The sequence below is a fragment of the Leifsonia sp. 10L418 genome (assembly GCF_056395445.1).
In genome coordinates this window covers 87,522-112,955 of the sequence record NZ_JBFTJN010000006.1, presented here as the reverse complement: position 1 = coordinate 112,955, position 25,434 = coordinate 87,522, and the positions used below count along the sequence as shown (strand labels likewise).

Below are 25,434 nucleotides of genomic sequence, written 5' to 3'. Positions count from 1 at the left end.
TCCTGTTCAGCCGTACCTGTTCAGCCGTACCTGTTCAGTCGTGCGATTTCAGGGCTCGCAATTCGGACGTCGGCACGTCGGTGAGATGCAGTTCGGTGATGATCGACTTCGCGATCGCCTTCGGCTTTCGTCCGATCTCGATAGCGATCGCCGGTTCATCCGACCCCGGCACCTCCAGTGTGGCGAACTGGCTGTCGAGGAGCGCCGTCGGCATGAAGTGGCCTTGCCTGGCAGCCATCCGACTCTCGATCAACTCGCGACTGCCGGCCAAATAGACGAAGAGCACCCCGGAATTCCTGCGATTCAGAATCTCGCGATACGCGCGTCTCAGCGCTGAGCACGTGATTACGCCGTTTTCGCCGGCATCAAGACGCTCCTCGATCCAGTCGGCGACCAGCGCTAGCCAGGGCATCCGATCGGCGTCATTCAGCGGATGTCCCGCCGCCATCTTCTCGACATTGGCAGCGGGATGCAGGGCGTCACCTTCTTCGAACTCCCAGTGCAAACGACCGGCAAGCATCGCTGCCACCGTCGATTTCCCGCATCCGGACACGCCCATCAGCACGAGGACGAGTGGGCGGTGTGCTGCGATCCTCTGCCAGTCGCTCATGCCTCCATACTTCTCTCGATGGGATCCGATGCGCAAGCAACGATCCGGCCCAATCAGGCACCGGATTGCCCCGATTCGGCGAGAAGCAATGCGTCTACATAGAGAGAGCTCTCTAGGCGGATGCGCCCGCTGCGGCACGCAGTTCGGGGAGCAGCTTCTCCAGGAACGCGGCGGTGTCTTCCCAGCCCTCGACCGCGACGCACTCGACGCCGAGCACCTTGACCGGATAGTCGTTGCCGTTCTCATCGAGACGGTCACCGACGAACAGCATGTCGTCGAGCGGAACACCCGTCAGGGCGGCCAACTTCTTCATGCCATAGGCCTTGTCGATGCCCTTCCGGGTGATGTCCACCGAGGTCGACCCGCCCGAGCGCACCTCCAGATCGGGAACCAGCGTCTGCACCGCTTCGCGCAGCGTGTTCTTCTTCTCACCTGTCGGATCCCACGCCATCTTTGCGGCCACCGGGGCAGCCTGCCCAAGTGCGGAGAAGGTGATCTGCGAATCGCGGTCTTCCAGGATCGGACCCCAGGTGTCGCTCTCCCAGTAGCCGAGTTCGCGTGCTGCGCTTTCGACGGAGGCGAGGGCGCGGGCCTTCTCATTGTCGGTCAAACGCTCGTTGTAGAGCTGCGACCAGTCCCCGTCCACGTGACGGTAGTACTGCGTGCCGCAGGTGGGCATGAGGTGCAGGCGAGCGAGTGCCGCATCGCTGACGTCCGTCAGGTTGTCAATCAGCTGCATCCGGAACTGAGCGATCTGCCCGCCCGAGATGACGCATACCTCGACCTCGTCAAGCAGTTCGACCAGCAAGCGAGCCATGCGCGGGTCGAGCGGTGATTTTGACGCCGCAAGCGTGTCGTCGAGATCGAATGCCACCAGGCGTGGAGATGTCGTCACGTGAAAGTTCCTTCTCTGGGAGAGGAACTGGTCGCCGTTTCGGCAATCCGGCCAGTTCACGAACCCCCTCAAACGACCCTAGGCGACGCTGTGGCGCTCGTCCAATCAACGCCGGGCAGGCCACAATGCGACGCCCCTGCCGGGCTGTGGAGACGCGGACGGGCTCTAAGGGCGACCGAGCCCGTAGTAGGTCCAGCCCGCCGCGCGCCAGGCGACGGGGTCGTAGGAGTTGCGCGCGTCGACGACGTTGCGGGTGCGCACGTGGGAAGCCACCCAGACCGGGTCAAGGGTGCGAAACTCCGGCCACTCAGTCACGAGCACGACAACGTCAGCCCCATGAAGCGTCTTCTCCAACGATTCGTCGTAGCTGAGTTGCGGATGCCGCGCCCGCGCATTCTCGATGGCCTGCGGGTCCGTGGCGACAACATCGGCACCAAGCCCGTGCAATTGCACCGCAACGTCGAGGGCCGGCGAATCACGCACATCGTCGGAGTGCGGCTTGAAACTGAGTCCGAGCACTGCGACCTTGGAGGTATGCAACGTCGATCCGAGGGCCTCAACGGTGAGCTCGACCACCCGCTGGCGGCGACGCAGGTTGATCTTGTCGACCTCCTTGAGGAACGCGACTGATTCCCCCCGCCCGAGCTCCTCGGCACGTGCCGTGAATGCGCGAATGTCTTTGGGCAGACACCCACCGCCGAAGCCGACCCCTGCACCCAGAAATTTGCGACCGATTCGTTCGTCGAACCCGATGGCATCCGCGAGCTGCGTCACATCCGCACCCGTCACTTCGGCGATCTCAGCCATGGCGTTGATGAAGCTGATCTTCGTTGCGAGGAAAGCGTTCGCGGACACCTTGACCAGCTCAGCGGTCGCATAGTCGGTCACCACAAGCGGGGTCTCGGCGGCCAGGGCCACCGCATAGACCTCGTTCAAGAGCGCGGCCGCCCGCTCGCCGGCCTCGCCGGCCGGAACACCGTAAACGAGACGGTCGGGCGAGACCGTGTCGGCGACGGCAAACCCCTCGCGCAGAAACTCAGGGTTCCAGGCGAGGTGCGCCCCCGAACCCGAGGCGCCGATCACCTCGGCGAGCCGAGCCGCGGTTCCCACCGGAACGGTGCTCTTGCCGACCACGAGGTTGCCGAGAGCCAGGTGAGGCAGAAGGGCATCGATGGCAGCATCGACAAATCGCATGTCGGCGGCGTGACTGCCGGGCTTCTGCGGGGTTCCGACGGCGATGAAATGCACATCAGATCCTGCTGCATCAGAGATGTCAGTGCTGAACCGCAGCCGCCCCGAGGCCATGGCAGAGGTCAGAACCTCGGGAAGACCGGGCTCGTAGAAGGGCGGAGTGCCTGCCGTGAGCAGCGCTATCTTTGCCCCATCAACGTCGATTCCGACGACGTCGTGCCCGAGTTCAGCCATCGCAGAAGCGTGAACTGCTCCCAGATAGCCGCAACCGATGACGGATATTCTCATGCGTTGTTCCCCATCTCACCATCGTATCGGCGATCTGAACCGCCTCCATTCCGACCGCTGCGTCAGAGCTCCCGCACCGATCCGGCAGCGTCGACCGTGAGCATGCGCTGTTCCGTCGACTCCACAACGATGGTGGCGAATTCCGGGCGACCCGACGGAAGGATCCGGGCGGTAAGCCGGCCGCCCTGCATCCGTTCGAGTTCGTTGGCAATCGCCACCGACGTTGCGACCACGCCGATGTTGCGCGCATCGGACCCGTCGTCGCCGTCGTCGATCAAGGTCACGTCGACCCCGCGGGCGCGTGCCCGGTGCGCAGCGGTGATGACCGGTTCGATGCTCAGCGACCTGCCGCGAATTGAATCGCGCAACGACGCTTCAACGAGCAGGCACTCTGCCCGAAGCGCGGTTCGGACAGGTTTCAGATCATCGCTCGGAGCTTGAGCGTGCGCACCCGGTTCACTCTCGCCGGGTCGCGCCTCACCCACGCGCAGCCCGGCGAGTCGATCGAGCAGGCTGCGTGCCCGGGAATTGACCCTGGCGAGTTCCGACGCGCGCTCCCGCAGGCTGGCGGCCGTCGTCGCCTCCTCGATCGCCCGCTGTGTGCGCTCACTGTTGATGGTCTCCAGCGTCGCCGCAGAACGACGCAGCCCCAGCACGAAGAGCGAGCCGGCCACGAGAGTGCCAGCGTGACGGATGACCATGTCGACTCCGTCGCCGGGCGTCAGCCCGTTGGCGACAGCCCACCCGATCATCGCCCCCAGGAGTACTGCGTAGCCGATCCACGCCCAGCCGATACGTCTCTGAGCGACGAGCACCAGCAGAATGAGGGTGATCGCCCCGAGGTGCCACTGCGCGAACGGCAGAGCGCTGTCTGGAGTGACCTGGAAGAGTTGCAGAGTCGCGGTCACCGCACAGAGCGCCAACGCCTGCACTGTCGTTCGCCGTGGCAGCGGATAGGGGGCCGGCGAGGTGACGAGCACGGCGGCAGCACTCACAGCGAGTACCGCGGCGATTTCAAGGACAAGTGGACCACGCGGGTCACGGTCACCGAATGCGAGGAGGGCATGAGCCGCCACGAAGAGAAGCAGCGCTCCGCGCACCGCACGGCGGGTAACCAATCGAATACCGGCGAAGGAATACCCCGCAATCGGCGCCCGGGAATCCTGTGAAAGGTCGGGCGGTGACCACGACAGGGTGATCTTGGTTCCGTGCCCCGGTGCCGACCAGACGGTGGCCGATCCCCCAGCGACCCGCTGCATCCGCCCCACCATGCTCTGCGCAATTCCGAGACGCTGCGCCGGAACCTCTGCCGCGTTGAAACCTACTCCGTCATCGGCCACGATCACGCTCACGCCAGCCGCACTGCGCTCAAGTGCGATGCTGCGCGACACCGCGCCGCCCCGGCCGCGGCCCGCATGCAGAGCGGAGTTGCGCACGGCCTCGGCGACAGCGTCGACGAGCGCCTCCGCTGCTTCACGGGGAATCGATGGCGCCGGTTCCCCCTCGTGCACCACGAAGTCGATGCCCGGCTGCAGCTTGACGGCGGTCTCCCGGAGACGAGTTTCGAGCTCACCGGCGGTGATCGGGGTCGACGATTCCCTCACGGCCAACGAATTGAGCAGGTTCGTCGTTCTCCGCGCATGTAGAGCGACGGCATCGGCTGACGTGCGACCGAGGCCGGCCATCAGTAGCGTGGAGAGCACGCTGTCGTGCACGAGAGCGTTGATCAGCAGCCGCTCGCGCCGGCGCGCCAGACGGCCGGCACGTTCGGCACTTTCCCTGCGCGCCGCGCGCATCGTCTCGTCGCGGCGAACGGCGCTCTCCTTGGTAGCCAGTACCAGTCCGACGAAAACACCGACGAGCAGGAAGGAATAGAGACCATCTTGCAGCCCGATCAAGATCGGGTGGTGATAGCTGGTCGTGTCAGCCCGGAGCAGTGCGCCGAGCGAGCACACCAGGATCGCGTAGGCCCAAGCCACACGGCTGTTGACCGCAGCGGCAAGGGCGACAGCCGGAACTCCGGTGAATGTGGTTGCCCAGGGAATTCCTGCATCCGCCGGAAGCCGTCCCTCCCCGATGACCAGCCAGAGGAGGATCGTGGCGAGCTGCACTAGCCCGGCGGTGACGGCAATGATGCGCAGCACCCGGTGCGGCGCCCAGCGGGCCAAGATTCCGAGCGAAGCCAGGAGCCCGACCAGAAGCGTCCAGAGCGCCGGGGACAGCCAGGGCATCGGTGGGTAGCTCTGCAGCCGCATTGCGCCGTAGACCAACGCCCCAAACATGACGCCCGAGATCCCGATTGCCAGATAGAGCGTTCGGGCGACGCTGTCGCTCGCTTCGGTTGAGGTGACGGATGCGATTGACGGGGTTGCCGCGGATGCTGCGACATCCGTCGGCGCGGTCGTCACCGTCAGCGCGGACTCCCCCGAGTTCACGCTCAGTATCCGGGTACCGGCAGAATGCCGTCTTCCAACGCCCGCTTATACAGGTCGATTTTAGTGTTGGCCGGCCGGCCGACGCGCTCATACTTCGAGCGCACGCGGCGGATGTAGTCAATCACCGTCGACTCGGCGATCCCGGCGCGGGACGCGACCAGGGGCGCCTTCGCGCCTGCCGCATAGAGCGACAAGACCTGACGCTCGCGCGGACTCAAGCCGGCGTCGGCGAGGTCGGGGTCGCCGTCGAGCGCTGCCGCCCATTCTGTTGACGCGACGGGTTCCCCGGCTGCCGCACGCGTGACGGCGTCAAGGAGAACCGCCGTCGACTCAGACTTTCGCACGACACCGAGCACGCCGCTTCGGGCGGCGAAGCGCATCAGCTGCGCATCATCCCCGCCGGTGAACGCGAGCACATCGATTCCGCGTTCGCGCAGCCGGTCGACATTGCTGGCGACCATCGAGCCGTCGGCCAGGCGCAGATCGAGAATCGCCAGGTCGAGGCGTTCCCCGGGGGCCAGAGAATCGAGCAGCGCCGACACACTGTCGACCGTCGCGACGACTTCGATCTCGGGAAGCGTCGAGAACAGGTCGGCAAATCCACGGGCGACAATCTCGTGGTCATCGATCAACGCAACACGGTAGCAGGACATACGAGTCTCCATCTCCATCGCTGCCCCCTTTTCGGGGGCCGGTGAAAGTTGCGGCTTGAACGAAATTCTGGGGATGCCTACGGTGTGATGGGGGAACTACCGGGGGGACGAGTGGGGGCGCTCCAGGGCACGTTGACATTGTCACGTTCTCCAGCAGGGCGCCCCTTCTCCCCACCGCGGCGGCGGTTGTTGAGCACCCCGCCGCTTTCGTCGAGGTAGCACGATCCGCAGAGGGATTCGTAGGTCACCTCAACACCGTCGATGGCCACTTGATCGCCGTCGAAGACGAAGACACCGTCGATCTTGCGCCCGTTGAAAACGGCCTTCTTGCCGCAGCGACAGATGGTCTTCAGTTCTTCGAGGCTGTGCGCGATCTCGAGCAGGCGACGACTGCCCGGAAAGGCGACGGTCTGAAAGTCGGTGCGGATTCCGTAGGCGAGCACCGGAACCCCCTCGAGAATCGCGATCCGCAGCAGGTCATCGACCTGGGTCTCACTGAGAAATTGCGCTTCGTCGAGCAGCAGTGCGCTGACGTCGCGGCCGGTGTTCTCCCGGGTGAGCGCGCGCCGTTCCTGAAACAGAGCGTAGACATCCGTTTCGGGCGCGATCAAGAAGTCGACGGCGCGGGTCACGCCGAGCCGGGACAGGATTCCGATGTCACCGCGGGTGTCGATGGCCGGCTTCGCGAGCAGCACCTGGTGCCCGCGTTCCTCGTAGTTGTAGGCGGCCTGCAGCATCGAGGTGCTCTTGCCACTGTTCATGGCCCCATAACGAAAGTACAACTTGGCCATGACTGGGCGGATCCGTTCTCGGTGTGTGATCGCTGGTAAGTATTGAGCGTACCAACCCACCCTGCCCGATCGGAGTCAAAACAAGGTGGGGGCAAGTTCCGGCGGAAGCTCCTCTGCGATGAGCGAACGCGGTGGCCGTTCACCGTCTGCGTGACGCAATCGCCCGAGCACGCTCTCGCGCACAGTCGAATCCCCCGGCCCGTGCTGCACCCGCTCCAGCCCGTGCGCCCGGATGAGCGGCTTGATGCGCGCCGCCAACCAACTCCGGTACTCCTTCGGCGCGTAGGCGCCTCGGTAGAGCTCGCGGTAGCGCGGAAGCAACTCGGGGTAGTCGCGAGCCAGCCAACCCAGGTACCACTCCTTCACTCCCGGCCGCAGATGCAAGGCGGTGTAGAGCACACTCGTCGCGCCGGCGGCTCGTGCTCGCCGGAGAGCCTCATCGAGATGCGCAGTGGTGTCGGTCAAGAAGGGAAGGATCGGCATGAGGAAGACAGCACAGTCGAGACCGTGCTCACGCACCGCAGTCACCGTCGCCAGACGTGCCGCCGTCGACGGGGTGCCCGGCTCAACGGCCTGCTGCAACTCATCGTCATAGATCGCTATCGAGAGGGCGATGTCGACCGGGACATGTTCGGCCGCTTCGGCGAGAAGCGCGAGATCGCGGCGCAGCAGGGTGCCTTTGGTGAGGATCGAGAGCGGGGTTCCGCTCGAGGCGAGCTCGGCAATGATGCCCGGCATCAGCCGGTACCGGCCCTCCGCCCGCTGGTATGGGTCGGTGTTGGAACCGAGGGCAACGGTCTCCCGCGCCCACATCGGCTTGGCCAACTCCTTGTGCAGCACCTCGGCCACGTTGACCTTGACGATGATCTCGCTGTCGAAATCCTTGCCGGCGTCGAGGTCGAGATAGGTGTGCGTCGGGCGGGCGAAGCAATACGTGCAGGCGTGGCTGCATCCGCGATACGGGTTGATCGTCCAGTCGAATGGCATCGCGCTCTGGCCGGGAACACGATTGAGCGCCGACTTCGCCAGCACTTCATGGAAAGTGATCCCCGCGAATTCGGGAGTCGTGACGCTCCGAACGAGATTGTTCAGGCGGGCAAGCCCCGGCAGGGTTCCCGTCTGTTCCGTCTGTAATTCTTGTCCGCTCCACCGCATAGACCAATTCGAACACATGTTCGATACTTAAGCAATGGGCGCGCCGAACGCCTCGTCGTCACGACGAGTGATTCAGGATGCTGCAGCAACCTTAGGCGGGAAGGTGCAGGGCCTTCGCGGTCGCGGCCAGCGACGTGGCGGCGGCCTCGGGGTTGTCGGAGAGCTTGGTGCCGAGGCTCGGGATCATCGTGCGGAGCTTCGATTCCCAGGCGACGTACTCCCGGGGGAAGCAACGCGCAAGCAGGTCGACCATGATCGGGGCTGCGGTCGAGGCTCCGGGCGATGCGCCGAGCAGGCCGGCGATGCTGCCGTCGGCCGAGGTGATGACCTCGGTGCCGAACTGCAAGACGCCACCCTTCTTCTCGTCTTTCTTCATGACCTGCACGCGCTGGCCGGCAGTGATGAGCTCCCAGTCTTCCGACTTCGCGGTCGGCATGAACTCCTGCAGCGCCTTCATCTTCTTGGTGCGCGAGGCAAGCAATTCACCAACCAGGTACTTGACCAGGTCGAAGTTGCTCATGCCCACGGCGAGCATCGGCACGATGTTGTGCGCGCGAATCGAGAACGGCAGATCGAACCAGGTGCTGCTCTTCAAGAACTTGGGTGTAAAACCGGCGTACGGGCCGAACAGGAGCGACGTCTCGCCGTCGACGACGCGGGTGTCGAGGTGCGGAACCGACATCGGCGGAGCACCGACCGCTGCCTTGCCGTAGACCTTTGCCTGGTGCTGGGCGACGATCTTCGGGTTGCTTGTCTTCAAGAACTGGCCGCTGATCGGGAACCCACCGAAGCCCTTGGCCTCGGGAATCCCGCTGTGCTGCAGCAGGGCGAGGGCGCCGCCGCCGGCACCGACGAAGACGAATCGGGCGTTGACCTCACTGCGGGTCTGACCGACCAAGCGCAGCAATTTAACGTTCCAGGTGCCATCCTCACGCTTGGTCAGGTTGGTGACCTGGGTGTTCCGGTGCACGCCGGCACCCTGCTTGACCAGGTCGTCGAGGTAAAACTTGGTGAGGGCGCCGAAATCGACGTCGGTGCCCATGTCGCTGCGGGTCGCGGCGATCTTCTGACGCGGGTTGCGCTTCTTGGTGAGCAGCGGGGTCCACTCGCCGATCACGGCGGGGTCGTCGCTGTACTCCATACCAGCGAACAGGGGCTGGTCTTTCAGCACCTCGAAACGCTTCTTGAGGTAAGCGACGTTGGCCTTGCCGTGCACGAATGTCATGTGCGGGGTCGGGTTGATGAATTTCTCGGGCTCGGGCAGCACACCGGTTGTGACGAGGTGGGCCCAGAGCTGACGGCTGATCTGGAACTGCTCGTTGATGCTCACGGCCTTGTCGGCGGTGACGGATCCGTCGGCCGCCGCGGGCATGTAGTTGAGCTCGCAGAGTGCAGCGTGACCGGTACCGGCGTTGTTCCAGGGATTCGAGCTCTCTTCGGCGACGTCGCCGAGACGCTCATAGACCTGGATGCTCCAGTCGGGTTGTAGCTGCTTGATCAAAGTGCCGAGAGTTGCACTCATGATCCCGCCACCAATGAGTACGACGTCGATGGGAGCCTCAGAATTCACACCTTCGAGTCTAACCTGGCGAAACCGGGGCTCCGTCCTCCCGACGGGGGTCAGGGCTGTCAGTCCGCTGTGCAGCTGGGCGGCGCGAGTCAGCTGCGCGGTTTGATTCGCTCGTATGTGGCAAGAAAGCGCTCGACCGGAATTGCCGCGATGGCTCGCGCGATGATGTCCAGGTCAACGTCTTCGAGTTTCTTGAATCGCAGGCAGCTCTTTCCCATGTTCAGCGTGCGCCCGGTCGCCGCCCACTCCGCGCGGAACGCCGCATCCAGTTCTGGATTGCTATAGAGCCCGGTCAGGTAGAGCGAGTTGTACTGTTTCTGAGCGGCGAGTCCGGCATAGGCAAGCGGCTGCTTGTTATAGGTGTCGGGGTAGGTCGACAGCGGGATCACCCAGCCCGGCATTCCCCAGCCCATCACCAACTCGTAGCCGTCCGGCATCGATTCACGCACCACGGTGAAGACCGGGAGTATCACCTCGCGGCGTTTCTCGTCGAGCGCGGCGAAGTATTCTTCAACCTCCGGGGGCACAGGTGGCAGGCTCATTCCGCCAGGCTAACGGATGGCGCCGCCCGGCGACACAGCCCGACACTCAACGCCAGGATCTCCAGGCGCGCCGCCCGCGCGTTGGTACGATGAGGCCGATGGACACCATGGCGGAACGACGTGTTGCAGTAATTATCGAAGATGACACCGACATCCGTCATCTGCTCGAGACCGTGCTCGAACAGGCCGGGTTCGAGGTCGTTGCGACGTCAAACGGACTCGACGGCATCGCCGCCGTGCGTGAGCACAGCCCCCTCGTCACCACGCTCGACGTGAGCATGCCGGGAATCGACGGCTTCGAGGTCGCCAAACGAATCCGGGCGTTCAGCTCGACCTATCTGGTGATGCTCACCGCTCGCAACGAAGAGATCGATCTGCTGCAAGGGCTCGATTCAGGCGCCGACGACTACGTGACAAAGCCGTTTCGGCCTCGCGAGTTGCGGGCCCGGATCGAGGCGATGCTGCGGCGCCCGCGTACGCACGGAACGGTCGCACCGGAAGGCACCACACCCACCGCATCGGTCTCCCCCGTCGCCGTGGCCACGACCGTGAGCGAAGCCGGCACCCCGGTCGACCTCGGCGGTGCGACCGAGCCGGGCAGGGCATCCGTGACCACCCCGTCCGACCACCTGGATGCCGAATGGTTGCGACACAACGGGCTTCAGCTCAACTTCTCAAGCCGCATCGTCACGCTTGACGATATCGAGGTCGATCTGACCCGCAGCGAGTTCGAGCTTCTCGCGGCTCTGCTCGATTCGGGCCGACGCGTGCGCAACAAACAGGAGCTCGCGCTGCTGCTGCGTGGCGACGCCTACCTGACCAGCGACTTCGTGAGCGAAACCGACAAGCGTGCCGTCGAGGTGCACTTGACGAATCTGCGCCGGAAGCTCGGCGACAATGCGCAGTCTCCCCGCTTCATCGAAACGGTGCGCGGGGTCGGCTATCGTCTGAGCGCCGCGCGGGTTGAAAACCACCTCGCGGGTTGAATTCATCGCGCGCCGCGGTTTTCAACGCGCGCGGTGACGACAATGCGTGCGCGTCAGGCGGGGTTGACGTCGAGCACCGCGACGAGCGCCCGGCAGCTGCCCTGGCCGTCGGCCATGAGCGAGCCGATCGACCCCGCACACGCAGCAATGCCCGAGTGATGAAGCGCATCAAGCATTGTCGTCGTCGACGCCTCGAGTGCGACCGCGCCGATCATGTGAGCCGACGAACGGATGCTGAGCAAGACGACATGCGCCGCGTCGACCGACTGGGCGGCGAGCGCATCCGTCAACCTCTGGGCTCGGGTATCCCAGAGGCTGACGAAATCAGTGATGAAACCGGTCAGGCTGAAGATGTCGCCGCCGAGATCGTCGAGAAGTGCGCGCAGCACGCTGCCGTCGAGATAGTCCGACGCCGGCCAGGTCGAATTTCGTTCAGCTGTCATCTGCATGTGTTCGGGTTGCCGGCGCCGTTCGAGCCCTTGCGAAACATGACGGTGGTGCCTTCGGTGGAGGTCCAGCCGGGCGCGGAGGACAGCTGCGTCAGCACGCTGACGCGATAGTCACTGTTGTTTTGAAACTGGCCGCTGTTGACCGAGATCCGTGTCGTCTGAGCCCCGGAGGCGACGGGGAAGTCAACGACCCCGCCGGCCAGCACTCCGACGAACCTGACTAAGTAGCCATCACCGGCGATGGTTCCCGGCGCTGTCGTCCAGGCCAGTGTGAGCTGGGGTCCGTCGACCGCGCAACCGGAAATCGTGGCGGAGCCGAGCGTGCCGGCCGTGATCGACGGGCTGGCCACGGCTATCTCGGAGTCGGTGAACGACGCGAGAGTGGGGGTGATGGGAACAACGGCGGCCCCGAGCACGATGGCGAGGGCCGTCAGAGTTGCACCGATGAGGAGGCGCATCAGACAGCCACCTTCGAATGGCGGTGGCTTCGGTGCCTCGGAGAGCCCAACGAGCCGGTGGTCGAAACGGTGGTCGAGGTGGTGGTCGAAACGAGGGCTGGGGCGACCGGGCCGACGGCACCGGCAGAACTCCCGACCTCCTCATTCGCATCGTCCTCAACCCGACGCGGCCAGAATGCCCAGACCACGAGAGCCGTTGCGCCGAGCGTGATCGAACCGAGCACGAGCGGGTTGCTGAGCCACACGACGACGCTGGCGAGGCCCGGAGCCGACCAGAGCACGATGCGCACCGTCGAGACGGTGTACGGCGCCGGATCTTCCAACTCGTTCGCGTCGCCCTTGAGGGTGATCGAGCGCGTGCCATCGGCAGCGACCGGTGTCTCGGTGGTGACGCGGTGGGTGACCGGCAGCTTGCCCTCGCGATCGACGGTAACCACGTCGCCGACCTTGATCTCAGAAGCGGAGATCTCCCGCACGAGCGACAGAGAGCCGGTCGGGATGGCGGGACTCATCGAACCGGTTTTGAACATGATCAGCGAGATGTTGAAGAAGAATGCGAGGGCGACCAGCGTGAGCGCCACCAGACCGCCGAGGGCAGCGAGGTTCAAACCGATTTCGGCCAGGCTGTGGCGAATGCGCCGGGTATGGGTGGCGGTCATCGTGTCTCCCCTTCTGTCGGTGTGGCGGTGGTGCGTCTCAGGTGGCAATGGTGCGGATGCTGCGTCGTGCGTGATGCCGGCCGATTAGCTCGACACGGCGCTGAAGCTCCAGCTCGGCGCCGATGTCTTGCCCTGCGCCGCATTGTCGACGCTGTTCGGCATCGTCACGGCGAGGCAGTAGTTGATCTGGTCGGCGCCATTGGCACTGACCGGAAGGGTGACGCCAGCGGCCTGGCTCGCGGTCAGCGCCGAACCCGGCGCAACGACGGTGGTTCCGGCGGCAAACGAGGCTGCGGTGCAGGCGCCGGTTGCGCCACTGGCGATGGTCTTCACGCCGTACGTGAGGTAGGCGCCCAGTCCGGTTCCGCTGGTGGTGTTCGTCGACGCCGCGGCCACTGCCACTGTTCCGGCCACGCTCGGGTTCGCGGTCTTCACTGAAAACAGGGCGTAGGTCGTCGTTCCGGGGGCCATCCCCGACAGCGGAACCGGAAAATTGAGTGCTGCGGCACTAGTTGCCGCGTGATGGCCGAACGCTCCGCCGTCGATGCTGCCAACGACGTCGAAGCGCCCGGCCGTGAGCGACGCTGTCGCCGTCTCGCTGTCGTTCCACGAGGCCAGAGTGACGCTGGCGCCCACTCCGAGAACCAGCGCGCCCGCCAGGATCGCGCGGAGCCGGGTGAATCGGCTACTTTCGCGAACTCGGGGGTGTGAATGACGAGACATGACAGCAGTGCTTTCTGGTTGGAGTGCCGGTTGGTTAGAGCGCCGGGGTGGCGAGTGCTGCGTTGGAGACGCCGGCGAACTCCCACGTGACGGTGCTTGTGCTGCTCTGCGCCAGGGTGCTGTCTGCGGTCACGGCGACGCACAGGTAGGCCGTGGTGGCTGCGTCGTTGAGCGAGAAAGCGTTGGCGAGAGTGCTTGCACTGACGGCGGTGTTCGCCGCTCCAACGGTGGTGCCGGTCGTAGCGGCATCGCAGCCCCAGGCCGCGGTCTTCAGGATCTTGTAGGTCAGGTGGCTGCTGGCGTCAACGCCCGGGGCGATGGGAGCGGCAGAGGTGGACTTGATCGTCACATCGGACACGTTCGTGGTGCCGGTCGCCAGCTTCACGGCGAACGGAGCGTACACCGTGGTGTTCGGCGAGAGGGTGCCAGGGCCGACCTTGAAAGTCAGGGCCGCGGGGCTCGACGACGTGGCGTCGGTCCATGTGGTTCCATTGGCGCTGCTCTGGACGTTGAACTTTCCACCGGTGAACGCACCGAAGGCAAACTCCGAGTCGTTCCACGATGCGAGCGTGACTGCTGCTCCGACGCCGAGCACGAGGCTTCCGGCGAGGATGGCGCGAGCCTTGACTCCGAATGTGCGAGTTGATTTCTTCACTGGGACCCCTTTGTGCTGATGTCTGCGAGTTGTCGAGACTGTCGGCATCCGTCGCCCCGTCTCATAAACAGGATCACGTGTGAAGTGCAGGGTTCCGCGAGCGAAGACACACGGGTGCCCCAGGCTTTCTGCAGTTTTAGCGCAGGATTGTCGCGAAGTCGGTCGTGACGGGGTCAGTGCACGGTGGTCGCAACCACAATGTCGTTGCCGCCCGCAGTTTTCACTGCCTCGAGGGTGTCGGTGACGGCGGTCGTGAGCGTGCCGAGATCGTGGCCGTAGTCGCCCGTGAGCGCAACGCTGAAACTGGCGGTAAACCGAATCTGACCGTCGTGTTCGAGCGGAGTGTCGACGAGTGAGCTCTGCAGCCGGGCGGCGAGTGCCCGTGCTTCGGTGTGGTTGGCCACCTCGGCCAGGATCAGGAAACGTCCGGCCGCCGGGTGCCCGACGACCGACATCACCGGTGCGGTGCTCCGCAACGTCGAGGCGAATCGAGCGATCGCCTGGTCGCCGGCTGCGCGACCGAACGCGATGTTGAATTCGGGGAGGTTGTCGATATCCGCAGCAATCAGGGCGAGCGGCACGGCCCCTCCTGGGGCATACTCGGCACGATCGAGATGATCGGCGGCGGCTTGGGCGAATGCTGCGGCCGACAGCACTCCTGCCGCAGAGTGGATGCCGGTGGTGAAGTCACCGACCGCTCCCGCGGCACGCTCTGCCCGCAACGTCGACAGGGCGATCGACAGGGTCACCAGCAGCAGCGTGTTGACGAAAGTGACGGTGGAGGTTCCGAACACCGTGGTGAAGAACGTGCCGTCGTGGCCGTCGACCACCAGCGCGACCGACCGGGCGGCATAGAAGCAACCGACCAGCCAAAAGACCACCGATGCGATCCGGGCGTTGACATTGCGTTTCAGACGACGGCTGAACATCTCCACCGCCGCGCAGAGGGCGAGCGCTGCGACGCCGAGATTGAACTCGACGGCACCGGCCCAGCCACCGGCATCCGGACCCCGCACGATCACCGCGCCGGCGACGAACGCCGCGACAATGCCCACAACGACGAAGCGGGAGGTTTTTCCGTTGTACAAGCGTGCGCCAGACCACATGGCGCCCAGGGCGAGCGGAAGTGCGCCGTTGCCGACGATCAGGGCGAACCAGGTCGAGGGGCTCATCGCATAGATGGTGAGGCTGATCCCGCCGAGAATGGCGGCGATGAATCCGACGCTCCACATTCGTCCGGTGGCGTCATTACGACCAAAGGCGGTATTCAGCACGAAGGACATACCGCACAAAACCGCAATGACCCCGCTGACCGCGAGGAGGGTCAGCGAGTCAAGTGGCATCGAAACTCCGGAAAAGTGTTGAGGAATCCATCGGCATCATCATGCGTGTTCCACCGTCGCTTGCGCCTGCTCGTGAGCGGCATTCGACGCCAGAGGCACCGTCGCCACCGCCGTCGTGCCGACCGCCGGCTCCGAGCGAAGTTGCAGCTCGCCGCCGTGTTGACGCATGATGTCACGGCTGAGGCTCAGACCGAGGCCGGTTCCGTGCACGGCGGAGCCGCGCACCGAATCGGCACGATAAAAACGTTCGAAGAGGCGCGTCTGCTCGGCCGCGCTCATGCCCAGACCCGTGTCGGTGACGCGCAGCTCAGCCACCGACTCGTCGGCGCTCACCACGACCTTGACCGTGCCCGATCGCACGTTGTACTTCACCGCGTTCGAGAGCAGATTGTCGACAACCTGGCGCAGGCGGAACGCATCTGCCTGAATCCAGACCGGCTCCCCGTCAGACTGCGAGATGACGATGGCGCGTTCCTCTGCCAGCGGACGGATCGCTTCGACGGCGTCGGCGACGATTTGCGACAGCTCAGACCGCTCAAGCGCGAGCAGCAGCAGGTTCTGTGAATCACTGGCCGCGGTGAGCAGATCTGCGACGAGAGAGAGCAGCCGCTCGGCGTTCTTCTCCGCGACGGTGAGCATATGCCGGGTCGACGGCTCAAGACGCTCGTCGTCCAGAGCGAGCTCCAGATAGCCGAGCACCGAGGTCAGCGGAGTGCGCAGCTCGTGGGAGACGGATGCGACCAGGTCGTCGCGCGCCTGGATGGCACGCATCTCAGCGGTCACGTCACGGAGCACGAGCACGCTGCCGTCGAAGTCGCCGGCCAGATCGCGCAGTGGGCGCGTCGAGACGAGGAAGGCCGCCCGGTCGCCACCCGGATGCCCCATCCAGACGGTGACACGGTCGATCGTCTCGCCCCGGAGCGCACGGCGATACGGCCGGTCGTCATCGTCGTACGCCGTCACGCGATCCTCGCGATAGACGACACTCGGCACGGCGAGGTCGCTGCGCCCTTCGAACCGTTCGAGAATCTCACGCTGTGCGCGGTTGACGAGGTGCGCATGCCCGGTGCGGTCGAAACTGACCACACCGAAATCGACGGCGTTCAAGATCTCGTCCAGGGTTTGTTCCTGGCGACGAGAGCCGCGCAACGCGACCTCGAACAGGCCGGCCTGCTGGGTGAGCAGAACGCGCTGGGCCGCGGCACGCCGAGTCGTGCCGTAGATGGTCACCGCCACAAAGGAGAGCACGATCGGCACGATCGCCAGGCGCGGGACCTCCGCCTCGCTCATTGGCACGGCCCGAACCAACGCGGACCCCCAGACCAGAACCGAGGAGAGGACCACCCCGCCGATGGCCCCACGAATCCCGAAATGGCTCGAGAGCCAGATGATCGGGAAAATCAACAGGAAGGTGGCCCCGAGCAACGGTTCGGCCTCGCGCATGATGACGATCGCGATGATGTCGAGCGCCGGGAGCACGGTGATCGCCGCGGTGGGAAGCCGGCCCCAGGGCACGGCCGCGGCCAGCGCAGTGGTCACAAAAACGAGAACCGTCGCGGTGAAGAACAGCGGGCCGCTCAGCATCTCCGGCATCACGACGGCGGAGATGGCAACGAGCAGGAGCGTCGACGCCGCGAGGAGCAGCTGAGAGACGAGCGCGGAGCGACCGAGCAGCGAAACCTCGGGATTCGACGCAGCGGATTTCGACGCAGCGGGCCGTGAGGTCACTGGTTTCGACGCGATGGAGTTCGGCACAGTGCGGCGCTCCGTTTCCCCCATTCGTTGAGCCTAGCAACGGTTCGCTCATCCCCCGTCTGCACCGGCCGATTAGACGCTCTGAACTGCTCCGAGCGCACGAGGGGCGATGGCCGCCGCACCGAACAGTTCGAGTCGCGAGATGGTGTGGCCCGAACTTTCCGGCACCCCGTAGTGGTACCCCTGCGCGCTGCGCACACCAATCGCGTTGAGGTGATCGGCCATCGCTTGGTTCTCGACGCCCTCGACGATCATCGAGTACTCGAGATTGTCGCCGAAGCTCTGCAGGGCCATCAGAACTTCACGTTGGCGGATGTCGTCGAGGTCGTCGACCAGGCTGCGATCGATCTTCAGAATATCCATCGGCATCCGCACGAGTGCGTCGACGGACGAGTCTTGGGAACCGTAGTCGTCGAGGGCGATCAGGATGCCGAGGTCGCGCAGTCGCTCGGCTTCGGCACGCACCTCCAGTGAGACCCGGGCGACCGAGCGCTCGTTGAGTTCGAGGCAGAGGGAGATTCCGGGGTACTGGGCGGCGAGGTTGACCAGAAAGTCGCCCATCCGTTCGGGCAGCAACTGCGATGCCTCGATGTTGATGGCCATGCAGACGATTTTCGGTTCGACGCTTCGAAAATCGGCGGCTGCGGTCATCGCCTTGGTCGCGACTTGGCGAGTGAGGGCGTCCATGCGTCCGAGCGCTTTCGCCGCCTCGATGAGGGTCGACGGCGACACCGTTCCGACCTCAGGATCCGCGAAGCGCACGAGTGCCTCGAATGCCCAGATCTGGTTGTTGATCAGGCTGACGATCGGTTGGAATGCGAGGTCGAGGCGATCCTCGTCGATGGCACGCACGACGACGTCGTTGAGGTGCGCCGAACGGTGACTCGAAACATAGATGCTGCTCTTTTTGCCCGGCCCTACTGCGCGGCGAGCCTTCTTGGTGATGAGCATGCCCTGGTCGGCGTCGTGCACGAGGTCGTCGATGTCGCTCTCGCGGTGGGCGGAGTAGGCCAACCCAATGCTGAGCACCGGGGTGAAGGTGTGCACGCCGATGCTGACCGGTTTGCTGGTGGCCGCCGAGATGCGCTCCGCGATGGTTTTTGCCTCTTGAATCGACGAGAGGTGAGTCAGGATGACCACGAATTCGTCGCCGCCGACGCGCGCGACGAAGTCTTGCGGCCGCACTGCGTCGCCGAGGCGCTGCCCGATGGCGCGCAGCATCTCGTCACCGGCCGAGTGGCCGTGCCGGTCGTTGATTGTTTTGAAGTCGTCGAGGTCGATAAAGAGCACGGCCAGCGCTTCGGAGTACTCGCGGTGGTCATTGATGTTCATCAGCGCATTGTGGAATGCGCCGTAGTTCGGCAACCCGGTCAGCGGGTCGGAGTTCGCCCGCACCGTCAGACCGCCGATGTCGAACCGGGAGGTCATCACCGCACTGGCGGTGTGGGCGAGCGCGACGAGGGCGCTGCGGTCGTCGGTGGTGAATGCGCTGTCGCGGCCGTCACGCTGTGCCACGACATACTCGGTGTGGCCGCGGTGCAGCGCGACAAGTGCGCCGATCTCTCCGTTCCGCGGCGCTTCGGCGCGCACCACCACTGACTCGGCACCGATGGTGTCGTTCACCGCTGCGCAGAGCAGCTGGGCCACCCCCGCCGCGGCATCCGCGTCGCTCACTGCCCGCGAGCCGCGGACCTCCGCCGTGACCTTGGTGAAATCTTCGCTGGTCGACAGTGCCCGTGTTCCCGCAATCAAACCGACCAAGCGACGATGCATCGACAGATTGAGTGAGCTGACGCTGACGGCGGTGGCGATGACCACAAGCAGCAGGAGCACAATCAGCGTGTTCAGCTCGCCGGTTCCCGCGCTCATCAGCGGGAGGCCGAACTCGCTCCAGCGACCGGCGAGCAGGGCGACGGCGACGGCGACCACGATCGTCACCGTGATGCGAAGCGGGGAGAGGTTGAGTCGGCGCGAGGCGGGGCCCGGGTGCGAAAAATGACGCACGCGCAGCGTTTCGGCCACCATCGCAAAGATCACATAGAGGCCACAGGCGATGGCCAGTGAACCGTTGGCGGCAAAGCCGGTTGCGGAGAGCAGTGCGGCGAGCACGAGCACGACAACGCCGCCGGCGCCGGCCAGCGCCGCACTGTACAGGGCGACAAGCCGGCGCGCCCGGTGCATGTTCACCACGAGGAAGGCTCCGAGAACGACGACCCCGACTGCCGCAAGGGGCGGAAGCTCTGGCACGAGTGCGGGAAGGGCGAGCACCGGAAGGCTGATCATCATGCTGCGATGCGGCACCTGCCCGAGCCGGATGCGGCAGGCTTCCAGCGCGGCCGCGCAGAACACACCGGCGACCGCGATCGGCCAACGGGCGACCTCGCCCATGACCAACACCATCGTGGCGTTCACGACCAGCACCCCGACAATGATGCTCATCAGAATAACGATCACGCGTCTGACGCCCGACAGCCCCCGAAATTCCTTCACGCAGTCAGAGTAGTGGAGGCCTGGGCGATTCAGTGGTGACAGGCCCACAGCGCGAGAGCGATTTGGGTGCGGGCCGGTGAGCGGACACGTGTGCGCGGTTCAGTCGCGCAATGCCTCGGCGAGAAACTCCAGAGTCCGCTGCCAGGCCCGCGTTGCCGCATCCGCGTTATACGCGAACGGGTTCGTTTCATTGAAGAAGGCATGCCCGCAGTCGGGAAAGACTTCGGCCCGAAAGTCGATCCCCGCCTCCTGCATCTGCCGGCGGAATTCAGGAAGCTGGTTCATCAGTCGAGCGTCGTTCTCTCCGTAGAAGGCTTGAATTGGGCAGCGGATGCCCGCCAACTCGGCCACCGTGAACTGGGCGTGCCCGTAGAACGGGACTGCGGCGCGAAGCCGGGGCTCGTGGACGGCGAGGGTGAAGCACTGGGTTCCGCCGAAACAGAAACCGACGATGGCAACGCGTCCATTGACGCCGGGCTCGGCGAGAAGCGTGTCGACGCAGGAGCGCAATTGGGCGAGTGAGCGGGCGGAGAGCTCCGGTGAACTGAGCGGGGTCAGCAGCTCGCGGAGCCGAGGCTGCACCCGGGTTCGTTCCTCCTGATCGGGGTTGAACGCCGCGTTCTGCAGTTCCGCGATCTCGCCGCGCGGCAGCCCCAGCACGGCGAACAGATCAGGCGCGAGCACCAGGTAGCCCTCCGCGGCGAGACGATCGGCGACGCCGGTGACCTGCTCGACGAGACCCCATACCTCGTGGACCACGATCACCGCACCGGCGAGCGAAACACCGCCTGAAGGCTCACTCCGATACACCGAAACGGTGCCCTGGCCGGTGCCGGTGCCGGTCCGGTCTGCGGTGCCGATCTGCATCATTCCATTCATCTCAGCGCTCTCCTTCGTGGAATTTCGGCGGGGGTTCCGCCGCGTCCCGAACATCTGTCGCGACGAGAGCCTCCAGCACCGGAAGCGCGGCGGTAAGACGACCGCGTTGCTCCGGGTCGAGGGAATCGAGCAGTCGGCTCATCAACTCCGCGCGCCCCGAGCGGGCACGGAGCACCAGCTGCGTTCCCGCCTCGGTCGCTTCGATGACAACGGAACGCCGGTCGAGCGGGTCGGCCTCCCGGCGCACGAGGCCGGCGGATTCGAGCGCTGCCACCGTGCGCGTGATGGTGGCGGCGGCCACCCGTTCTTGCGCGGCCAGGTCGCCGAGTCGTTGGGGGCCGAACTTCACCAGGGTCGACAGCGCCGACAGCGCCCCATGGCCCAGGCCGACGCCGCCGGTGCTCATTCTCCGGTTCAGCCGTCCGATCGAGAGGGCGAGCCGGCCCGCCTCGTCGTTCTGATCGGCGTTCTGAACGTCGTTCTGAACGTCGTTCTGAACGTCGCGTACCGGCGCCGCGTCATCCGCCATGGGCGACCGCCTCTCCGGTCACGGGCTCAGCGGTGTACTCCGCGTCGTCGGTGTCCTCTTCATAGAGATATTTCTTGCCCCGGCTGAGCGAGAAGGCGGCGCCGATCAGCGACATCACGGCAGCAGCGATAAAGACGATCTCGAGCCCGTCGCTGAACGGGCCGGAGATCAGCTGCGGAAAGAACTCTTTACCGGTCAACGCGTTTGCGTTCGGAGCGGAGAGGTGGGCGAGCTCCCCCGTCGGCGCGAGCAGATTTTGAATGGGGTTGTAGCCGAGGAACGCCGCAAACAGACTGCCGACCGGCGGGGTGTGCGCGACTTCGGCGGCGACGGCCGGCGATACCCCGTGCGTGGTCAAACCCGTGGCCAATGCGGCAGGCAGGCTGTTGGCGAGTCCTGCGATCATCAGCGAGAAGAAGATCCCGATCGACAGTGACGAACCGGCATTCTGGAAGGCGCCGGCCATTCCCGACGCCGCACCGCGATCGGCGGCCGGCACGCTGTTCATGATCGCCGTGCGGTTCGGAGCGCTGAAGAGGCCAGAGCCGACGCCGTTCAGGAAGGTGATCACGGCGAACTCCCAATAGCTGAAATTCACCGGGATGACCAGCAGAGCAAGGAACGTCAGTGCGACGAGCACGAGACCCGACGAGGCCAAGGTGCGGGCCCCCATCCGGTCGGAAATCGCTCCCGAGATGGGTCCGGCGATCAAGAATCCGAGCATCAGCGGAATCAGATAGATTCCGGCCCAGAACGGCGTCACGTCGTAGCCGTAGCCGTGCAGCGGCAGCCAGATTCCCTGCAACCAGATGATCAACATGAACTGCAGGCCGCCCCGGCCGATCGCCGCGAGCAACCCGGCCGCGTTCGCTGTCGCGAAGGCGCGGATGCGGAACAATCGCATGTTGAACATCGGTTCGCTCACGCGCAACTCAATGAATACGAAGGCGGTGAGCAGCAGGATGCCGGCCACAATGGCGCCGAGCACCCACGGGTTGGTCCAGCCGGTCGGGTGACCACCGTACGGCTGGATGCCGTAGGTCACGCCGCCGAGCAGAACGGTCAGGCCGAGGGCGAAGCTCAGGTTTCCCGGCCAGTCGATGCGACTCGCGCGGCGCCGGCCCACCTCGCGCAATGAGGTGTACGACCAGATGGTGCCGATGATTCCGATCGGAACGCTGACGAAGAAGACGGCCCGCCAGCTGATCACGGCCAGGAGACCGCCGGCGACGAGTCCGATGAAGCTTCCGGCGATGGCGGCAACCTGGTTGATGCCGAGCGCCATCCCGCGTTTGTTCGCGGGAAAGGCATCCGTCAAAATCGCCGTCGAGTTGGCGAACAGCATCGCGCCGCCGATGCCCTGAACCACGCGCCAGAGAATCAGCCAGAGGGCGCCGGCCTCGCCGGTGAATGGGTCGAGGGCCAGGGCGATCGATGCGATCGTGAACACCACGAAGCCCAGACTGTAGATGCGCACCCGACCATACATGTCGCCGAGACGGCCGAAACTGACCACGAACACGGCGGTGGCGAGCATGTAGCCCATCAGCATCCAGAGCAGGTAGTTGACGTTGCCCGGTTCGAGCGGGTTGAGCTGAATGCCGGTGAAGATGGCCGGCAGCGAGATGATCACGATCGACGCGTTGATGGTGGCCATCAGCATCCCGAGGGTGGTGTTGCTGAGCGCGACCCAGCGGTAGTGCGGATGGTTGTTGTCGAACAGGCCAGGGCGCGGCGGCGCGGGTGGCGATGGCGCGGGCGACGGTGACGTTTGTTGCGGTGCCGAGGTGATTTCTGACACGGATGCTCCAGCGAGCTGATGCACGGCCAAACTGTTGCTTGACGTCAAGCAACGATACGCCGGGCGCTCGTCACCGGCTTCAACTCTCAGCGAATGCGCAAGGTGGGCTCGCTCGCCGCATCCGTCGCTCTGCCGGTGCTCAGACCCGGCGGTGGCTAACTCAGGAAATCCTGTGGGGCGGGCCAGAACTGCCGCACGAAGTCGGGACTCCGTCGTCTGAGTTTCGGGGATTTCCTGAATTAGCCACCGAATGTGCGCTCAGAACCACGCAAACGACCCCCGGCCCGGGAAGAAAGCCGGGGCGAGGGTCGTTCGGTGACGCGGATGGTGCCGGTGCTCCTGCTTAGGCGATGCCACCACCGTCGACGACGAGTGCGGAACCCGTGACGTAGGAGGAGTCGTCGCTGGCGAGCCAGACGACGGCAGCTGCGATTTCACTCGGCTGGCCCATGCGTCCGAGCGGACGGTCGGCCGACTCGGCGAGGAACGCGTTGGCGTCCTGCGAGAGCTGACGTGCCTCTTCGAGCAGCATGCCGGTGTTCACGTCGCCCGGGTTGACCGAGTTGACGCGGATGCCCTGCGGGCCGTGGTCGATCGCCAGCGCGCGGGTCATGTTGACGACGGCGCCCTTCGAGGCGCAGTAGGAGATGGCCTGGCCGCCACCCTTGAGGCCCCAGCCGGAACCGGTGTTGACGATCGAGCCGCCCCCGTTCGCGGCCATGATCGGCACGACGTGCTTGCTCATCAGGAAGATCGACTTGACGTTGACGCCGAAGACGCGGTCCCACTCCTCGGCCGTGGTCTCGACGGCCGTGGTGCGACGGATAATGCCGGCGTTGTTGAAGACGACGTTGACGCCGCCGAACTCCTCAACCGTGGTGGCGATGATGCGCTGGATGTCGTCTTCGTTGGAGACGTCTGCTGCAATGGCAACGGCGGTGCCGCCTGCCGCGCGGATCTCCTCGACGACTGCTTCAGCGGCATCCGCACGCAGATCGACGACGGCGACCTTGGCACCTTCAGCAGCGAAGGCCAGCGCCGTGGCGCGGCCGATTCCGCCGGCGCCGCCGGTGACGATTGCGTTCTTGTTTTCTAGACGCATGACTGCGCTCCTTCATCTTCGGTGAGTGAAACTCGTGGTGCTGAAACTTATGGGGTTGAAACTGATGCTTTTGCTGATGCTGTCGCTTCGGGCGCAGTGACAGGGTAGACGCCGGTGCTGCCAACACCCGTGATCACGCGAATGTAGCCCGCCACCGTGCGATCGACTACGGGATCGCCCGTGTCGACGAGGAGAGGCTGCCCGAGCAGCAGGGCGAGCTTCTGTTCGGTGGCGACGACGAGCAGTGGGTCGTTTCCGAGCGCCGCGACAACTGCGGCAGAGATCTGCTGGTTGCCGCGCCCGAGCAGAAACCCTTGTCCACCGATGACGGTGACGACGGCTTGTGCGTGGGCGACGCCATCCGTGACGCCAGCCATGGCCGCGCGTGCGCCCATATCGTCGCCTCCGGCGGTGGGCACGCGACGATTTGAGCGCACGCGCGAGGAATCTTCGGAGGAATCAGCCGCCGAATGAGCGTGGTCCGACGACGGACCGGCCGCGAGCGAGACGATCAGGTCGAGCAGCTGCTGCTCGGAAGCATCGGCGAGCACGAGCTCGCCCTTCTTCGCCGCGTCGACCCGCACCACATCGACGCCGAGGGGCGTCTTCGGGGTGCCGAGCTGGCGGGCGACCTCGCGGGTGGTTCCGCCGGGGCCGAGCAGATAGAGGGTGGTGTCATTCATGGCCGCGATCACACCGCGTGCCGCCGCCTGCACGGCCGCTGCCTCGGTGACCGGGGTCGCGGATTTGCGCGATTGGGTGCGCCCGACAATGAACGGAACCTGCACGAGGGCGAACAGTTTCGGGTCGACCCGTCCGTGCCGAATCTGCTCCTCGTCGACGTCGAGCACCTCCCGCTCGGCGAGCGGAACCTTCTCGTCGCCGAGCCAGTGGGTGACCAGCGCGCCGGCCGCCGTCGGGCTGACGGCGAAGCAGCCGGAGTACATCTTCACCCCGGCGGGCACACCGAGCATCGGCTGCCACGGGCGCAGAGCGGATGCGACGTCGCGCGCGGTTCCGTCGCCGCCGACGAAGAGGATCAGGTCGGCGCCCGCCTCCTCGATCGCCAGCGCCGCAGCGGTGGTGTCGGCCCCGGTCGAGGGTACGTCGGCCTGGTAGACGACGCGAGCCGACAGCCCGGCTTGACGCACAGCATCCGCGCCCATCGCGCCGTCGGCCGTGATGATCTCGGCCCGCGGGTGCGCGGCCGCGATCACGGTGAGCGCGGCGACGGCACGCTCACCCGAGCGCGCGTGCGCCCCCCGGGCGAGCGCCGTGGCCTGAACCTCTGGCCCGTCGCTCCCCTTGAGGCCGGCCGGCCCACCCACCCCGGCGACGGGGTTGATGAGCAGGCCGATGGTGCGAATCATGCGTGGGGCTCCGGCTTCTGGTTGTTCGGTGGTCGAGCTTGTCGAGACCTGGCGACCCGATCTCGAGACCCTGTCGCGCGATCTCGACAGGCTCGATCACCGAGA

The 25,434-nt window shown here is 65.3% G+C and carries 23 protein-coding genes; 1 reads left to right on the top strand and 22 read right to left on the bottom strand.

Annotation, left to right across the window (positions count from 1 at the left end; all coding sequences use genetic code 11):
• Positions 1–34: 34 nt before the first annotated feature.
• The 9 genes from AC1DCF_RS13285 to AC1DCF_RS13245 all read right to left on the bottom strand — a co-directional run bounded on the left by AC1DCF_RS13285 (position 35) and on the right by AC1DCF_RS13245 (position 10,130).
• Positions 35–559 carry a gluconokinase gene (locus tag AC1DCF_RS13285; RefSeq protein WP_477211567.1) on the bottom strand — a complete coding sequence of 175 codons (525 nt, stop codon included), beginning with the start codon at positions 557–559 and terminating at the stop codon, positions 35–37.
• Between the two features lie 163 nt (positions 560–722).
• Positions 723–1,505 carry an HAD-IIB family hydrolase gene (locus tag AC1DCF_RS13280; RefSeq protein ID WP_477211416.1) on the bottom strand — a complete coding sequence of 261 codons (783 nt, stop codon included), beginning with the start codon at positions 1,503–1,505 and terminating at the stop codon, positions 723–725.
• Positions 1,506–1,670: 165 nt separating this feature from the next.
• Positions 1,671–2,984, bottom strand: coding sequence for a UDP-glucose dehydrogenase family protein (locus tag AC1DCF_RS13275; protein ID WP_477211415.1), 1,314 nt, complete (start codon positions 2,982–2,984; stop codon positions 1,671–1,673).
• Positions 2,985–3,046: 62 nt separating this feature from the next.
• Positions 3,047–5,419 (bottom strand): sensor histidine kinase, encoded by a 2,373-nt coding sequence (locus AC1DCF_RS13270; RefSeq protein WP_477211414.1) that lies wholly within the window; start codon positions 5,417–5,419, stop codon positions 3,047–3,049.
• Positions 5,420–5,421: 2 nt separating this feature from the next.
• The gene (locus tag AC1DCF_RS13265; protein WP_477211413.1) at positions 5,422–6,090 is read right to left on the bottom strand and encodes a response regulator; all 669 of its coding nucleotides are present in this window, start codon (positions 6,088–6,090) and stop codon (positions 5,422–5,424) included.
• A 59-nt stretch (positions 6,091–6,149) separates the two neighbouring features.
• A complete protein-coding gene (locus AC1DCF_RS13260) occupies positions 6,150–6,863 on the bottom strand; it encodes a thymidine kinase (RefSeq protein WP_477211412.1) in 714 nt (237 codons plus the stop codon).
• A gap of 75 nt (positions 6,864–6,938) precedes the next feature.
• Positions 6,939–8,018 carry an Rv2578c family radical SAM protein gene (locus tag AC1DCF_RS13255; protein ID WP_477211411.1) on the bottom strand — a complete coding sequence of 360 codons (1,080 nt, stop codon included), beginning with the start codon at positions 8,016–8,018 and terminating at the stop codon, positions 6,939–6,941.
• 91 nt (positions 8,019–8,109) lie between these two features.
• Positions 8,110–9,540, bottom strand: a complete 1,431-nt coding sequence (locus tag AC1DCF_RS13250) for a malate:quinone oxidoreductase (protein ID WP_441790311.1) — start codon at positions 9,538–9,540, stop codon at positions 8,110–8,112.
• A gap of 137 nt (positions 9,541–9,677) precedes the next feature.
• Positions 9,678–10,130, bottom strand: coding sequence for a DUF1801 domain-containing protein (locus tag AC1DCF_RS13245; RefSeq protein WP_477211410.1), 453 nt, complete (start codon positions 10,128–10,130; stop codon positions 9,678–9,680).
• A 98-nt stretch (positions 10,131–10,228) separates the two neighbouring features.
• On the opposite strand from AC1DCF_RS13245, the gene AC1DCF_RS13240 reads away from it, so the two are divergent.
• Positions 10,229–11,116, top strand: coding sequence for a response regulator transcription factor (locus AC1DCF_RS13240; RefSeq protein ID WP_477211409.1), 888 nt, complete (start codon positions 10,229–10,231; stop codon positions 11,114–11,116).
• 53 nt (positions 11,117–11,169) lie between these two features.
• Here the strand turns inward: AC1DCF_RS13240 and AC1DCF_RS13235 are convergent, their stop codons facing one another.
• From AC1DCF_RS13235 to AC1DCF_RS13175, 13 genes are all read right to left on the bottom strand, one after another.
• Entirely contained in the window at positions 11,170–11,559 is a 390-nt protein-coding gene (locus tag AC1DCF_RS13235) for a hypothetical protein (protein WP_477211408.1), read from the bottom strand.
• The gene (locus AC1DCF_RS13230) at positions 11,556–12,023 is read right to left on the bottom strand and encodes a hypothetical protein (RefSeq protein ID WP_477211407.1); all 468 of its coding nucleotides are present in this window, start codon (positions 12,021–12,023) and stop codon (positions 11,556–11,558) included. Before AC1DCF_RS13230 ends, AC1DCF_RS13235 begins: the two co-directional genes overlap by 4 nt.
• Positions 12,023–12,682, bottom strand: a complete 660-nt coding sequence (locus tag AC1DCF_RS13225; protein ID WP_477211406.1) for a signal peptidase I — start codon at positions 12,680–12,682, stop codon at positions 12,023–12,025. Before AC1DCF_RS13225 ends, AC1DCF_RS13230 begins: the two co-directional genes overlap by 1 nt.
• A gap of 84 nt (positions 12,683–12,766) precedes the next feature.
• Positions 12,767–13,405 (bottom strand): SipW-dependent-type signal peptide-containing protein, encoded by a 639-nt coding sequence (locus AC1DCF_RS13220; RefSeq protein WP_441790202.1) that lies wholly within the window; start codon positions 13,403–13,405, stop codon positions 12,767–12,769.
• Positions 13,406–13,439: 34 nt separating this feature from the next.
• Positions 13,440–14,060: a SipW-dependent-type signal peptide-containing protein gene (locus AC1DCF_RS13215; RefSeq protein ID WP_477211405.1), complete on the bottom strand. Its 621-nt coding sequence runs from the start codon at positions 14,058–14,060 to the stop codon at positions 13,440–13,442.
• A 173-nt stretch (positions 14,061–14,233) separates the two neighbouring features.
• Entirely contained in the window at positions 14,234–15,403 is a 1,170-nt protein-coding gene (locus AC1DCF_RS13210; protein WP_477211404.1) for a GGDEF domain-containing protein, read from the bottom strand.
• A gap of 39 nt (positions 15,404–15,442) precedes the next feature.
• The gene (locus AC1DCF_RS13205) at positions 15,443–17,182 is read right to left on the bottom strand and encodes a sensor histidine kinase (RefSeq protein WP_477211403.1); all 1,740 of its coding nucleotides are present in this window, start codon (positions 17,180–17,182) and stop codon (positions 15,443–15,445) included.
• 48 nt (positions 17,183–17,230) lie between these two features.
• Positions 17,231–19,648, bottom strand: a complete 2,418-nt coding sequence (locus tag AC1DCF_RS13200) for a putative bifunctional diguanylate cyclase/phosphodiesterase (protein WP_477211402.1) — start codon at positions 19,646–19,648, stop codon at positions 17,231–17,233.
• 99 nt (positions 19,649–19,747) lie between these two features.
• Complete coding sequence (locus AC1DCF_RS13195) at positions 19,748–20,527, bottom strand: dienelactone hydrolase family protein (protein WP_477211401.1); 780 nt, start codon at positions 20,525–20,527, stop codon at positions 19,748–19,750.
• Between the two features lies 1 nt (position 20,528).
• On the bottom strand, positions 20,529–21,056 hold the full coding sequence (locus tag AC1DCF_RS13190; RefSeq protein WP_477211400.1) for a MarR family winged helix-turn-helix transcriptional regulator: 528 nt from the start codon (positions 21,054–21,056) through the stop codon (positions 20,529–20,531).
• Positions 21,046–22,881 carry an MFS transporter gene (locus tag AC1DCF_RS13185; RefSeq protein WP_477211399.1) on the bottom strand — a complete coding sequence of 612 codons (1,836 nt, stop codon included), beginning with the start codon at positions 22,879–22,881 and terminating at the stop codon, positions 21,046–21,048. The genes AC1DCF_RS13190 and AC1DCF_RS13185 overlap by 11 nt, the downstream gene beginning before the upstream one ends.
• Positions 22,882–23,200: 319 nt before the next feature.
• Positions 23,201–23,959 carry an SDR family NAD(P)-dependent oxidoreductase gene (locus AC1DCF_RS13180; RefSeq protein ID WP_345065228.1) on the bottom strand — a complete coding sequence of 253 codons (759 nt, stop codon included), beginning with the start codon at positions 23,957–23,959 and terminating at the stop codon, positions 23,201–23,203.
• Between the two features lie 47 nt (positions 23,960–24,006).
• On the bottom strand, positions 24,007–25,329 hold the full coding sequence (locus AC1DCF_RS13175; RefSeq protein ID WP_477211398.1) for an ATP-NAD kinase family protein: 1,323 nt from the start codon (positions 25,327–25,329) through the stop codon (positions 24,007–24,009).
• Between the last annotated feature and the right edge of the window lie 105 nt (positions 25,330–25,434).